Here is a 13514-nt window from a genome sequence, read left to right as displayed (position 1 = left end):
CCTATCAAAGCCTTCGCTCCTTTACAGAAAACCCCGTGTTGCTTTAAGGGTGACCATGAGAGGTTCCAATGAAGTTTCCTATTTTTTTGCATCGGATAGTGCTGAGAAACTACAAAAGTATTGGTAGCTGCGATGTTCGCCTAGGTGCTCTGACCTATTTGGTCGGCGCGAACGGATCTGGGAAAAGTAACTTTCTGGATGCCCTTCATTTGGTTCGCGACGCTTTGTCGGGGTCGCTGGACAATGCGCTGAATGAGCGTGGGGGGTTGACTGAGGTCCGTAGGCGCTCAAGTGGCCATCCAACCAATTTTGGTATCCGGCTTGAGTTCACTCTGGCGGGAGGTCTGCCGGGGCACTACGTCTTCAATGTTGGTGCGCTTCCCGGGCGCGGTTACGAGGTGCAGGCTGAGGAGTGCGTAGTGAACGCTAAGGGTAAAGGGCCTTATTTCCGTGTGGAGCGTGGGGTGCTTCATTCAAGCAGTGAGGCCACATTCCCAGCTATAACTTCTGACAGATTGGCGCTGGTAAGTGTTTCCGGAATGGCTGTCTTTCGACCAGTCTTTGATGCCCTTACCTCTATGGGTTTTTACAACTTAAACCCCAAGCTAATGCGTGAACCGCAGAAGCCTCAAGATGGCAGGCTACTCAAGCCCGTAGGGGAGAATATTGTGAGCGTTCTCGGTCATCTTGAACGTGTCGCTCCGGAGCAGATGGAGGAAATTCAACGTTATCTGCAGACAGTGGTCCCAATGGTTCATGGTGTTGAGAGAAAACAGATTGGGCCATTGGAAACGTTAGAGTTTCGGCAAGATATGGCAGGTTCTAAGCATCCCTGGCGCTTCCCCGCTCAAAATATGTCCGATGGAACGTTGCGTGCGTTAGGTGTATTAACGGCACTTTTCCAGGGTAACAGAGACTACTCGCCCATGTTAATTGGGATCGAGGAGCCAGAAACTGCGCTGCACCCCGCCGCCAGTGCAGCGTTGCGCGAAGCACTTTCAAAAGCGGCTGAGAAAACTCAGATTATTGTTACTAGCCATAGCCCAGACCTTCTCGATTCGCCCAATATTTCGCCTGATCAATTGCTCGCAGTTGTCTCCGAGGGAGGGGAAACACGGATAGCCCCCCTTGATGAAGCATCTAAATCTGTGATGCGGGACCATCTTTTCTCGGCAGGAGAGTTGCTGCGTTTGAATCAATTGGCGCCCGACCGCGCATTCTTAGAGGCGCAGCGCCAAACAGATCTTTTTGGAAATATTTCTTCATGATTTCCCTATCGGCAATCGTTGAGGGAGATGGGGAGGTAGCTGCCTTACCGGTGCTCCTACGACGCATAGCAGAGTGGCGAACGCCCGAGGTCTATGTCGATGTTCTGGCTCCCATCCGCGTCTATAAGGACCGGTTTTTGAATAGGGAGGAAGAGTTCAGTCGGCATTTGCAACTCGCAGCTGCTAAGTCGGGAGAAATGGGTTGGATATTGATACTCTTGGATGCCGATGATGATTGCCCTGTGTTACGAGGAGGCGATATAGCGCGACGTGCTGCCGCTGTTGTACCTCATCGGTCTGTTGGGGTCGTTTTGGCAAATCGCGAATATGAAGCATGGTTTATCGCAGCCGCAAAGTCATTGGATGGAGTGAGGTCTTTTGTGTATCAACATCGCGATGACCTGGTAGGTGCTGAAGTGCCGCGCAATGCAAAAGGTTGGATGCGTGACCGCATGACGAATGGTGCATATCGCGAGACGACTGATCAACCAGGCTTCTCCGCTCGCATGGATTTACAGCTGGCATTTGATCGAAGCCGGTCTTTTCGGAAGTTATGTACTGAGTGGTCCCGAAACATCGAATTTCTTTTGAGAACTGCAAAGTAGTGAAAATCACCTTTTGCTGTACCGACACCAAAGCCGAGCCCTGGCTGCAGGGCCTTGCCGCCGCGCTGCCCGGCGCTGATATTTCCGTGTGGCAGCCCGGCGCGCCGCAGGCCGACTATGCCGTGGTCTGGGCGCCGCCCCAGCAGTTCATGGACGAGCAGCAGGGCCTCAAGGCCTTGTTCAACATCGGCGCGGGTGTGGATGCGCTGCTCAAGCTGCGCCTGCCATCCGGCGCGCTGGTGGTGCGGCTCGATGATGCGGGCATGGCCGTGCAGATGGCCGAGTACGTGAGCCACGCGGTCATTCGCCACTTTCGTGAGTTCGATGGCTACGAGGCCGACATGGCGGAGGGCCGCTGGGGCTACCGCAAGCCCCGTCTGCGCAGCGACTTCTCCATCGGTGTGATGGGTCTGGGCGTGCTGGGCGAGCGGGTGGCCAAGGCGCTCGCGCAGTTTGACTTCCCGGTCAACGGCTGGAGCCGCAGCCCCAAGGCCATCGAGGGCGTGCGGGCCTTCACCGGTGCAGACCAATTCAATGATTTCCTGGCCGCCAGCCGGGTGCTGGTCAACCTGCTGCCCCTCACGCCCGACACGGCCAACGTGATCAACAGGGATGCGCTCGCCCGCCTGCAGCCCGGTGCTTACGTGATCAACGTGGCGCGTGGCGCGCACCTGGTGGACGAGGATTTGCTCGCCGCCATCGACAGCAGCCATGTGGCAGGCGCCACGCTCGATGTGTTTCGCACCGAGCCGCTGCCTGCGGGCCACGCGTTCTGGAACCACCCGCGCATCACCATCACCCCCCACACCTCGGCGCGCACGCTGCGCGAGGAGAGCATTGCCCAGATCGCGCGCAAGATGGCGGCGCTGCAGCGGGGCGAGGCGATTGCCGGGGTGGTGGACCCGGTGCGTGGGTATTGAGCCGTAGAGTCAGTGCGGTGGCTCAGTCCACCGTCACGCCCGCATCGCGCACCAGCTTGCCCAGGCGCTGGGCATCGGCCTTGATCAGCGCACCAAAGTCCGCAGCGCTGCCCGCCACCACGGGGGTGCCAATGGCCTCCCATTTAGCGCGGAAGGCGGGTTCCTTGAAGATAGCGTTCACCGTGGCATTGAGCTTGTCGATGATGGGCTGCGGTGTGCCTGCCCGCACGGCAATGCCGTGCCAGCCGGTGATCTGGTAGCCCGGCGCGCCAGCCTCGGCCAATGTGGGCACAGTGGGTAGCACCTTGGCGCGTTCGCTGGAAGTCACGGCCAGCGGTATCAGCTTGCCTGCCTGAATATGGGGCAGCGAGCTGCCAACGATGTCAAACATCACATTGACTTGGCCGCCGATCAGATCGTTGAGCGCCGGGCCCGCGCCCCGGTAGGGGATGTGCGCCAGCTTCACACCCAGCGTGCTGTTGAACAACTCGCCCGCCAGGTGCTGGGGCGTGCCGTTGCCCGCAGAGGCGTAGCTCAGCACCGGCTTGCCCGCTTTGGCCATGGCCAGAAACTCGGCCAGCGTTTTCACCCCCAACGATGGGTGCACTTCGAGCACCAGAGGAAAGGCCGACAGTTGCACCACCGGGGCCAGGTCAGTCAACGGGTTGAAAGGCATGCTGCTGTACAGCGATGCATTCACCGCCATGGGGCCACTGGCAGCCAGCAGCAGTGTGTGGCCGTCGGCAGGGGCTTGCTTGGCAACCTCGGCGCTGCCGGTGTTGCCACCTGCGCCCCCTTTGTTGTCCACGATCACGGTCACACCGAGCCGACTTTGTAGCTCGGGCTGCAGCATGCGAGCCATCAGGTCAGTGGGGCCGCCGGGCGGGTAGGGCACGACGAAGCGGATGGTCTTGCTGGGCCAGGTGTTGGCTGCTGCTTGTGCGGCGACTTGGCCTGCGAAGCCCAGGGCCAGCGGAAATGCGCAGGCGGCGTGCAGCAGGGCGCGCCGGGCTGTGCGCAGTGAGGGTAAAGGCGTTGGGTGGGGCATGTCTGTCTCCTGGAGGATGAAACCCATCTGGTGTGGGCTGATGGTGTTGGATAACGGTTCTCAGGCTGCGCCGAAGCGTTTTCGGATGTCGGTGGCAGTGGCCAGTGGGCGCCCCAGCGCCTGCGCGGCTTCCACCGCCTGGCGCACCAGCGCGGTGTTGTCGGGGGCCACGCTGCCGTCCTTGCACAGCAGGTTGTTTTCAAACCCCACGCGGGCGTGGCCGCCAAACACGGCGGCGGCGGCCACGCAGGCGTTCTCTGCCGCCCCGAAGGCGCACACAGCCCAGGGCTCGTTGCCGTCATGGGCGTTCAGAAAAGGCAGCAGATCGCGCGGGCTGGAGGTCTGGCCCGCGCTGTAGCGGCCCAGCACAAACAGCAGGAACCAAGGCGCATCCGGCACCACGCCACTGGCGCGCAGTGCCTGCCAGCGGCGCAAGTCGGCCACGTCATACAGGATGACCTGCACCATGGTGCGGCGCTGGGCCAGGCCAGTGAAGAAGCGCTGCAGTCCGGCTTCGCCGATTTCGGGCTTGTCCACTTCGCGCAGGCCGATGGACACGGCTTCGGGTTGCAGGGCCTCCACCATGGCGATCTGCGCGGGGGCCTGGTACACGCCTGCGGCTTCGCTGGTGATCTGGATGACCATCGCGCCGCCCACAGCCTGGCGCACCACGCGCTGCGCCTCGCGGTAGCCCTCCACATCGAGGCTGTGGCGGCCTTGCGCGTCGCGTATGTGCATGTGCAGCATGGCCGCTCCCGCGTCCAGGCAGGCCTTGGCCGTGGTGGCCAGCGTGGCCGGTGTGATGGGCACGGCCAGATGGTCGACAGGCTGCTTGTAGGCGCCGTTGGGCGCCACGGTCACGATCAGCGGGTCAATCCACTGGCTGGCAATGGTGGGTGATGCGGGCGATGCACTCATGCGCGGGCTCCGGTGGTCGATGGGGTGTCCGTCTGTGACGTGTCGGTGGGGGGCTCGATGGTGGGCAGCTCGCTGGCAAGCAGGGCCAGGCCCTGGCGCAGCAGCGTGTCGTAGCGCGCGCGTTCGGCCTGCTTGCGGTCTTCGGGCCAGTCAAAAAAGCCCTTGCCCGTCTTCATGCCGAGCTCGCCCTGGGCCACCTTGTCGCGCAAGGCCTGGGCGGGTACGTCGGTGTTCGACAGCGTGGGGTACATGGTGGCTGCTGCTGCGGTGTGCACCTCGATGCCCGCGTGGTCGCGCTGCAGCACCGGCCCCGCCGCCAGAAAGCGGAAGCCGAAGCCAAAGCGCACGGCGGCGTCCACGTCTTCGGGCGAGGCAATGCCTTCGTCGATGAGTGCAAAGGCCTCGCGCGAGAGCGCGTGCTGCATGCGGTTGGCCAGAAAGCCGGGCTTGTCCTTCTTGACCAGCACCGGCACGCTGCCGCAGCCGCGCATGAAGGCGTGCAGCCAGGTGCCCAGTGCCGGGTCGCTGCGCTCGCCCAGCACCACCTCCACCAGGGGCACCAGGTGGGCGGGCATGAAGAAGTGCAGGCCCAGCATGCGCTGCGCCGTGGCCAGCCCCTGGGCGATGGCACTGATGGGAAAACCCGAGCTGTTGCTGGCCAGCACGGCGTTGGGGGGCGCCACGGTTTCCAGCTCGGCAAACAGCTTTTGTTTGGCTGCCAGTTGCTCTGTGATGCATTCCACCACCAGCACCACGCCGTTCCAGTCCACATCCTGCAGGCTGGCGCACACCTGCACCGGGCCGGCGTGGGTAGCTTGGCCTGCGGCGGCCAGCTCCTGCGCAATGTGCGGCCGCAAGTGTTCGCGGCGGGCGGCGTGGGGGTCCACCACCGTGACCTGTGCGCCACCACGGGCCAGGACCACGGCCACATCGGCCCCCATGGTGCCTCCGCCTACCACCACGGTGCGTGCGTTGCGCGGCGAACTGTTCTCCATCGTGTCTCCTTGTTGCTCTCAATTTGCTCAAGCGGTGTGCTTGCGTTGAATTCAGTCTAGGGGGCTCGCATTGCGCGGTCCAGACGTCTTTTTCGATAGACTGATCGGCTATGAAGATCAATTGGTCCGCCCGCGAGGTGGATGTGTTCCTGTCGTTGGCCGAGACGCTGAGTTTTCGGCGCACGGCCTTGCAGATGCACCTGTCGCAGTCGGCGGTGTCGGGTACGGTGGCGCGGCTGGAGGAGATGCTGGACGTGCGCCTGTTCGAGCGCACGACGCGCACCGTGCAGCTCACGCTGGCGGGCGAGGTGTTTGCCGAGCAGGCGCGGTTTCTGCGTCACCAGATGGAGGAGACCGTGCGCCGCGTGCAGGGGGTGGCGCAGCTGCAGGTGGGTCGCATTGCGCTGGCTGCGCTGCCGTCGCTGGCAGCCGGGGCCGTGCCCCGCGCGTTTGCCCGGTTTGCCGCGCAGCACCCGGGTGTGCAGATGGAGCTGATCGACAGCCTGGCGGGCCCGGCGTTTGACATGGTGCGCGCCGGGCGGGTGGACTTTGCCCTCACCGCCGCCAACCCCGCCTATGCGGATCTGGACTACACCCCACTGGTGTCCGACCGGTTTGTGCTGCTGATGCCGCGCACGCACGCCCTGGCCCGTGGGCGGGGTGCCATCGCCTGGGCCGACGTGGCCGAGCTGCACCACATCTCCATGCCCGCGGGCACCAGCGTGCGGCAGTACGCGCAAGAGGCCTTGCTGACGCACCGCATCCGCTTTGAACCCCGCTACGAGGTGGAACACCTGGCCACCATTGCGGCCATGGTGGCGGCGGGGCTGGGTGTGAGCGCGCTGCCCGAGTTGGCCGCCCAGGTGGTGCGCCGGCCCGAGGTGGTCACACGCCCGCTCAAGGCGCCCGTGCTGCATCGGCCCATCGGGCTGATCACGCTGCGCGGGCGGCCGCTGTCGCTGGCGGCGCAGGCCATGGTGGTGCTGCTGCGGCAGGAGGTGGAGGGCGATGGCACGTCCGGCGAATGGTCTGGCACGATATGAGGTCGCCGTGTGGAGGCGGTAGCGAGACAATGGCGAGATTCCTTGTCCACCCTTGGTAGCCCCATGAGCATTCCCTCCCGCGTCCGCCTCATCGACGTTGGCCCCCGTGACGGCCTGCAGAACGAAAAGACCCCGGTGCCCGCCGCCGTCAAGATCGAGCTGGTGCACCGCCTGCAGCAGGCCGGCCTGAAAGAGATCGAAGTCACCAGCTACGTCAGCCCCAAGTGGGTGCCGCAGATGGCCGACAACCACGAGGTGATGGCGGGCATCACCCGCCAGAGCGGCGTGGCGTATTCGGTGCTCACGCCCAACCTCAAGGGCTTTGAGGCGGCGGTGCTCGATAAGCCCGATGAAATAGTCGTTTTTGGCTCCGCCAGCGAGGCCTTCAGCCAACGCAACATCAACTGCAGCATTGCCGAGAGCATTGAGCGCTTTGCGCCCGTGGTGCAGGCCGCGCTGGCGGCAGGCATCCGCGTGCGGGGGGCCATGAGTTGCACCGTGGGCTGCCCCTACGAGGGCGAGATTGCACCCGAGCGCGTGGATTACCTCGCAGGCCTGCTCAAAGGCATTGGCGTGCAGCGGGTGGATGTGGCCGACACCATTGGTGTGGGCACGCCGCGCAAGGTGCAGAAGGCGCTGGAGGCGACGCTGCAGCACTTCGGCATCGACGATGTGTCGGGCCACTTCCACGATACCTACGGCCAGGCGCTGTCCAACACGCTGGCGGCGCTGGAGCTGGGGGTGTGGAACTACCAGTCTTCTGTGGCCGGGCTGGGTGGCTGCCCCTATGCCAAGGGCGCCACCGGCAATGCGGCGACCGAGGATGTGGTCTACATGCTGCACGGCATGGGCATCGAAACGGGGATTGACCTGGACCAGCTGATTGACGCTGGCGCTTACATTAGCGGCTTTCTGGACCGCAAGCCCAACTCGCGTGCGGCCAATGCCCTGCTGACCCGGCGTGCGGGTTGAGCGCAGAGAACCTGTTCAAAGCGCGGTGCGTGCTGCGTCGCGGTGGACCTTGAGGATAGACCTATGTGTGGAAGTGAACTGACCCCCTTGCCCGATGGCGTGCAGCGCGTGGCTGCCGCCTTGCTGGACAAAGGCCACCCGCATGCCCCGCGCATGCTCGACAACTCGGCCCGCACGGCACAGGAAGCCGCCGACGCTTTGGGCATTGCCGTGGGGCAGATTGCCAAGAGCATCATTTTTCGGCGCAAGAGCGACGACGTGGCCGTGCTGGTGGTCACCTCGGGCGACCGGCGTGTGGACGAAAAGAAGGTCGAAGCCCATGTGGGCAAGGTGGGCCGCGCCGATGCGGACTTTGTCAAATCGCGCACGGGGTTTTCGATTGGCGGCGTCTCGCCCGTGGCCCATGCCACACCGCCCGTGACGCTGATTGACCAGGACCTGCTGCGCTTTGACGTGGTGTGGGCTGCTGCGGGCCATCCGCATGGCGTGTTTCCTCTGCACCCGAGCGACTTGCAGCGCCTGACGGGCGCCCCAGTGGTGGACGTGGTGCAGGCGGTGGCACCTGCGGCCCCGGTGGACGCCCCAGTCACAGGGAGCGCTGGCGTATGAGTGCTACTGAATCCATAGCTGCTCGCGCTTTATTGATGAGCGATGCGGGCTATTTTGATTTGAACTCTGACGAAGTGGTGCCATCGCCGTGCATTTCGGTGTGCCGCCTGACGGACGACCGCACGCGCTGCGAAGGCTGCTTTCGCACGATTGACGAAATCCGCGCCTGGTCGGGCGCCGACAGTGCGCAGCGGCGTGCCATCTGGGTGACGTTGTTGCAGCGGGCTGGTGTGGCCTTGCCTGCACCGTTGGCCGCGCATGGCGTTGCGTCTTGAATTGGCGCGAGTCCTATAGATCCGTTCACGCTGAGCCTGTCGAAGCGCCGCGCCGTGCGTGATCGGGTTCAGCCTCTGTGTGTAACCCAGGAGCCCAGCCCATGAAGCACATCACGTTTTATCTGGACTTTGTGTCGCCCTACGCCTGGCTGGCGTTTGAGCGTTTGCCCGATGCGCTGGAGGGCCTGAGCTATAGCGTGGCCTACCAGCCGGTGCTGCTTGGGGCCTTGCTGCAGCAGCACGGCAACCCCGGCCCGGCGGGCATTGCCCCCAAGCGCGACTGGACCTACCGCCACGTGACCTGGCTGGGCCACGCGCAGGGCACGCCACTGCAGATGCCTGCGCGCCACCCGTTCAACCCGCTGCCATTGCTGCGCCAGGCGCTGGCGTGCAGTGACGACGGCCGCATCAACCGCTTTGTGGCGGGTGCGGTGCTGCGCCATGTGTGGCAGGGCGGGCACGACGCGCTGGACGCCGAGCGGCTGAAGGTGCTGGCCGCGCAATTGAGCGAGCAGATGCGCCCTGGGCAGGACATGCACAGCGATGCCCCCAAGGCGCTGCTGCGCGCCAATACCGAGGCGGCGCAGGCCGCCGGGGTGTTTGGCGTGCCCGCGTTTGGGGTGGATGGCAAGGTGTTTTGGGGGCTCGACGGCTTGCCCATGCTGCGGGCCTACCTGGCGGGGGACGCCTGGTTTGACGGCCCGCAGTGGGATGCGGTGCAGCAGGTGCCATCCGGCCTGCCGACGCCCGCCGAACGCAAGGCCTGAGCAGGGCAATCGCATCTAAAAGTGAGCCTTAAACCCGGCGACACTGCAGCGCTTGAGTCATTTGCCAAACGCTGTTGAGATGAGCCTGCTGCAATACCTGCAAAACATTCCCGATCCCCGCGTGCAGCGCACACGCCGCCACGAACTGCAATCGATCTTGGTAGTAGCGCTGTGCGCCACCATTGCAGGCGCAGACAACTGCGTAGAGATGGCCGAGTTCGGCCAACAGCACCAAGACTGGTTTGAGCGCTTGGTGCCACTGCCCTCAGGCATTGCCTCGCACGATACCTTTGCACGGGTGTTTCGCCTGCTCGATGCCAACGAGTTGGAGCTGGCCTGTCAACAATGGCTCGCCCAGGTGGCAGGCAGGGTGCACGGCACGGTGGCCATTGACGGTAAAAGCGTGCGCGGCAGCAGCAAAGGAGATGCTCGCAGGCCACTGCACATGGTCAGCGCCTGGGCGGCTGACATGGGGTTGCTGCTGGGCCAGTGCAAGGTCGATGGCAAGAGCAACGAGATCACGGCCATCCCCAAGTTGCTGCGCTTGCTGCACCTGCAAGGCTGCATCGTCACCATTGATGCCATCGGCTGCCAAAAGAGCATCGCCCAGCAGCTTCACGAGCATGGCGCGGACTATGTGCTGAGTCTCAAGGGCAATCAGCGGCACATGCACCAAGTGGTGCAAAAGCACTTTGAAGTGCAGGGTAGCCAAGAGCGGTTCGATGAGAACACCTATACCGAGAGCTGCAGCGGGCACGGGCGTCAGGAACTACGCAGCTACCGGCTCAGCCCTGTGCCCGAGGCGTTGCAACGAGCGGCAGCCCACTGACCGGGGCTGGCCAGCGTGGTGCAGGTCGTGCGCCAGCGCCAGCAGGCGGGCCAGCCGGACAGCGAAGAGGTGAGCTACTACATCAGCAGTTTGCCAGCACACACGCAGGCGCATGTGCTGGCGCATAGCATTCGCGCGCACTGGAGCGTAGAGAACCAGTTGCACTGGAGTTTGGATGTAGCGATGCGCGAGGATGCAGCGCAGTCATACAAGGATCAAAGTCCGCACAACCAAACGGTGCTGCGACGCATGGCGCTGCAGGTGCTCAAGAATGACACCTCGGTGAAGATCGGCCTGCAGGCCAAGCGCAAGCGCGCGGGGTGGAGTCTGGGTTATTTGGAACTCCTCTTGGGCATCGCCGTTTAGATGCGATCGCCCTGAAGGCCTGAGTTTTTTGCTATTGAATGTATAGCTGCTTGCGCTTGTAGATAAAGCGCTGGCGGTCAATTTGTCTTGGGTTTTGGCAAAGTGCCTGCCCGGACCGCTGGGCCGTGCGATTGCAAGCCCCCAGCAAGCGCGCGGTGGTGCAATGGGCGCACTTGGTTGCACACCTTGGAGACAGCCCCGCATGCCCAACGCCTTTCCGTTTTCCTTGTCGCCTTTTGACTGCCTGGACCCGGACGAACAGCGCCAGGTGCGCGGCAGTGTGGACATTGCCTACTTTCCGCAGAACGCGGTGATCCTGGAGCCTGGGGCGACGCCGTTGCACCTGTTCGTCATCGTCAAAGGCTATGTGCAGCAGCTCGACGATGGCGACGTGGTGGCCACCCTGGGGCCGGACGATTGCTTTGACGGGCGCAGCCTGGTGGCCGGGCGCGTCAGCAGCCGGTTTGTGGCGGCGCAAGAGGTGGTGGCCTACCAGCTGGCGCGGCAGACGGTGATTGAGTTGATTGCCAGCAACGCCACGTTTGGCGCGTTGCTGTTTTCTGACCTGGGGCATAAGCTCAGTGTGCTGGCCGAACGCCAGCAGCCGCGCGAGTTGCCGTCGCTGAGCCTGTCACGCGTGGGCGAGGCCTTTTTGCGGCCGGTGCACAGCGTGGATGCGGGCACCGACATCCTGAGCGTGGTGCGCCTGATGCGCGAGCAGCGCACCTCCAGCGTGGTGGTGCTGGACGCGGTGGCGGGGCGCAAGGGGATTTTCAGCCGCACCTTGCTGCAGCAGGCCATTCTGGATGGGCGCCCCCTGCAGTCCATGCCCGTGGGGGACTGGTCGAAGTACCCGCTGATCGAGATCCGCTCCACGGAGCCGCTGGGCGACGCCATGGCCATCATGCTGCACCACCGCATCCACCGCCTGGTGGTGGAAGAGGGCGGGCAGATGCTGGGCGTGCTCGAAGCGCTGGATTTGCTGAGCTACCTCTCCAACCAGTCGCACATCGTCACGCTGCAAATCGAGCAGGCCCGCGACCTGGAGAGCCTGGGCAGCGCGGCGCTTAAGATCAGCAAGGTGATTGCGCTGCTGTTTCGCAGCGGCTCGCGGGTGGGCTTGATTGCGCGGCTGGTGCAGCAGCTCAATGCCCGGCTGTTTGAGCGGGCCTGGCAGCTCATTGCGCCGCCTGAGCTGGTGGCCAACAGCTGCCTTTTTGTGATGGGCAGCGAGGGGCGTGGTGAGCAGCTGCTCAAGACCGACCAGGACAACGGCCTGGTCTTGCGTGAGGGCTATGCACCACCGGCCGATCTGGCCGAGATCTGTGCGCAGTTTTCGGAAGCACTGGGCCAGTTTGGCTACCCCCCGTGCCCTGGCGGCATCATGCTCAGCAACCCCGCCTGGCGCCGTTCGGTACCCGATTTTGTGGCCACGCTGCGCCAATGGGTGTGGCAGCCCGATGGCGACAACCTCATGCACTTGGCCATTTTCATGGACGCCCACGCCGTGGCGGGTGACGCCAAGCTGCTGGCCCAGGTCAGTGACAGCCTGCACCAGTCGGCCACCGACAACGACGCCTTGCTGGGCCGGTTTGCCGCCGCCATCGACGCCTTTGGATCGCATGGCGGGTGGCTGAGCAAGCTGTTCTCGTTGGGCGAATCGCCCGCACCGCTGCACTTGAAGAAGGAGGGGCTCTTTCCCTTGGTGCATGGTGTGCGCAGCTTGGCCCTGGCGCACCAGGTGCGCGCCACCTCGACCACGGCGCGGGTGCAGGCGCTGGTGGGCCTGGGTGCCTTGTCGCCGGGCGAGGGGGAGGACCTGGTGGAGGCACTGCACGTGCTCATGGCCCTCAAGCTCAAGACCGGACTGGCCGAGCAGGCACAGGCAAGGCCGGTGAGTGGCACGGTCACGCTGCCGCAGCTCAGCAGCCTGGACCGGGATCTGCTCAAGGACGCACTGGGCGTGGTCAAGCGTTTTCAGCAGTTGCTGCGCACCCGCTTTCACCTGGGGGCGCTGTGATGGGCAGCGCGCTGACGGGCTGGGCACGCCCAGGCGCCGACGGGCAGCGCCCGCAACTGGTGCCCGGCTGGGGGGCGCTGCGCCGCCGCTGGCTGGCCCACCGCCTGCGCGATGCCCGCTTTCAGCCACTGCTGCAGCCGCCGCCTGCGAATGAGTGGGTGGCGCTGGACTGCGAAACCACGGGCCTGGACGTCCGCAGTGACGAGATCGTCTCCATCGGCGCCGTGCGCATTGTGGGAGACCGTATCCTGACCAGCGAGCGGCTGGAACTGCTGGTGCGGCCCGAGCGCGCCGTCTCTGCACACAGCGTACGCATCCACCGTCTGCGCACGCAAGACCTCGCCGACGGCCTGCCGCTGCACGAAGCGATTGAGCAGCTGCTGGCCTTCGTCGGCAGCCGCCCGCTCGTTGGGTACTACCTGGAGTTTGACGTGGCCATGCTCAACCGGGCCGTGCGCCCCTTGCTGGGCATTGGCTTGCCGCAGCCGTGCATCGAGGTGTCGGCGATGTACTACGACTACAAGTTCCACCAGTTGCCCCCCTACCAGCAGCACGCCAACGCGGACATCGACCTGCGCCTGAGCACCTTGATGCGCGACCTGGAGCTGCCTGAACGCGATGCGCACGATGCCATCAACGATGCGGTGATGGCGGCGCTGGCTTTCATCAAGTTAAAGCACTTGCGTTCTTCCTGAGGGCCGCGCTATCAAAGACCCCAGGGAGTTATGCAGGACATCTCCAGGGTTTGAAAACGGTGGTTCGCCGTGAAAAACGTTGCAGAATTTTGACGGAGGCGTTTCAAAGTGTTGCGTAAATGCATAAATCAAGGCGTTGGTGGCGATTTGCAGCCAGTTCGGCAGGGTGTAACACCTAAAATTT

The 13514-nt window shown here is 63.9% G+C and carries 13 protein-coding genes and 1 pseudogene; 11 read left to right on the top strand and 3 right to left on the bottom strand.

The window, feature by feature from the left end; all coding sequences use genetic code 11:
• Positions 1-68: 68 nt before the first annotated feature.
• From CLU86_RS14330 to CLU86_RS14320, 3 genes are read left to right on the top strand one after another with little or no spacing between them, the layout of a single operon-like run.
• The gene (locus tag CLU86_RS14330) at positions 69-1268 is read left to right on the top strand and encodes an AAA family ATPase (RefSeq protein ID WP_099742075.1); all 1200 of its coding nucleotides are present in this window, start codon (positions 69-71) and stop codon (positions 1266-1268) included.
• A complete protein-coding gene (locus tag CLU86_RS14325) occupies positions 1265-1873 on the top strand; it encodes a DUF4276 family protein (RefSeq protein WP_099742074.1) in 609 nt (202 codons plus the stop codon). The genes CLU86_RS14330 and CLU86_RS14325 overlap by 4 nt, the downstream gene beginning before the upstream one ends.
• Complete coding sequence (locus CLU86_RS14320) at positions 1873-2793, top strand: glyoxylate/hydroxypyruvate reductase A (protein ID WP_099742073.1); 921 nt, start codon at positions 1873-1875, stop codon at positions 2791-2793. Before CLU86_RS14325 ends, CLU86_RS14320 begins: the two co-directional genes overlap by 1 nt.
• 22 nt (positions 2794-2815) lie before the next feature.
• On the opposite strand, the gene CLU86_RS14315 is transcribed toward CLU86_RS14320, so the two are convergent.
• The 3 genes from CLU86_RS14315 to CLU86_RS14305 are packed head-to-tail and all read right to left on the bottom strand — an operon-like array spanning position 2816 to position 5754.
• Positions 2816-3841 (bottom strand): tripartite tricarboxylate transporter substrate binding protein, encoded by a 1026-nt coding sequence (locus CLU86_RS14315; protein ID WP_099743582.1) that lies wholly within the window; start codon positions 3839-3841, stop codon positions 2816-2818.
• 60 nt (positions 3842-3901) lie between these two features.
• Positions 3902-4759 (bottom strand): 3-keto-5-aminohexanoate cleavage protein, encoded by an 858-nt coding sequence (locus CLU86_RS14310; RefSeq protein ID WP_099742072.1) that lies wholly within the window; start codon positions 4757-4759, stop codon positions 3902-3904.
• Positions 4756-5754, bottom strand: a complete 999-nt coding sequence (locus CLU86_RS14305; protein ID WP_099742071.1) for a 3-hydroxyacyl-CoA dehydrogenase family protein — start codon at positions 5752-5754, stop codon at positions 4756-4758. The genes CLU86_RS14310 and CLU86_RS14305 overlap by 4 nt, the downstream gene beginning before the upstream one ends.
• A gap of 110 nt (positions 5755-5864) precedes the next feature.
• Here CLU86_RS14305 and CLU86_RS14300 point away from each other — a divergent pair, with 110 nt between their 5' ends.
• From CLU86_RS14300 to CLU86_RS14260, 8 genes and pseudogenes are all read left to right on the top strand, one after another.
• Complete coding sequence (locus CLU86_RS14300; protein WP_099742070.1) at positions 5865-6797, top strand: LysR family transcriptional regulator; 933 nt, start codon at positions 5865-5867, stop codon at positions 6795-6797.
• A 63-nt stretch (positions 6798-6860) separates the two neighbouring features.
• Complete coding sequence (locus CLU86_RS14295) at positions 6861-7769, top strand: hydroxymethylglutaryl-CoA lyase (RefSeq protein ID WP_099742069.1); 909 nt, start codon at positions 6861-6863, stop codon at positions 7767-7769.
• Positions 7770-7832: 63 nt separating this feature from the next.
• Entirely contained in the window at positions 7833-8378 is a 546-nt protein-coding gene (locus CLU86_RS14290; protein ID WP_099742068.1) for a YbaK/EbsC family protein, read from the top strand.
• Positions 8375-8653: a DUF1289 domain-containing protein gene (locus tag CLU86_RS14285; protein WP_099656712.1), complete on the top strand. Its 279-nt coding sequence runs from the start codon at positions 8375-8377 to the stop codon at positions 8651-8653. The genes CLU86_RS14290 and CLU86_RS14285 overlap by 4 nt, the downstream gene beginning before the upstream one ends.
• A 101-nt stretch (positions 8654-8754) precedes the next feature.
• The gene (locus CLU86_RS14280; RefSeq protein ID WP_099742067.1) at positions 8755-9420 is read left to right on the top strand and encodes a 2-hydroxychromene-2-carboxylate isomerase; all 666 of its coding nucleotides are present in this window, start codon (positions 8755-8757) and stop codon (positions 9418-9420) included.
• Positions 9421-9499: 79 nt separating this feature from the next.
• Positions 9500-10615, top strand: a pseudogene (locus CLU86_RS14275) (ISAs1 family transposase).
• Between the two features lie 202 nt (positions 10616-10817).
• Positions 10818-12635, top strand: coding sequence for a DUF294 nucleotidyltransferase-like domain-containing protein (locus CLU86_RS14265; RefSeq protein ID WP_099742064.1), 1818 nt, complete (start codon positions 10818-10820; stop codon positions 12633-12635).
• Positions 12635-13330 carry a 3'-5' exonuclease gene (locus CLU86_RS14260; RefSeq protein ID WP_099742063.1) on the top strand — a complete coding sequence of 232 codons (696 nt, stop codon included), beginning with the start codon at positions 12635-12637 and terminating at the stop codon, positions 13328-13330. The genes CLU86_RS14265 and CLU86_RS14260 overlap by 1 nt, the downstream gene beginning before the upstream one ends.
• The last annotated feature ends 184 nt before the right edge of the window (positions 13331-13514 follow it).

It is taken from the genome of Acidovorax sp. 62 (assembly GCF_002754495.1).
Classification (GTDB): domain Bacteria; phylum Pseudomonadota; class Gammaproteobacteria; order Burkholderiales; family Burkholderiaceae_C; genus Acidovorax.
Note: the sequence above shows the minus strand (reverse complement) of the source record. Positions and strands in the feature narration are given on the sequence as shown.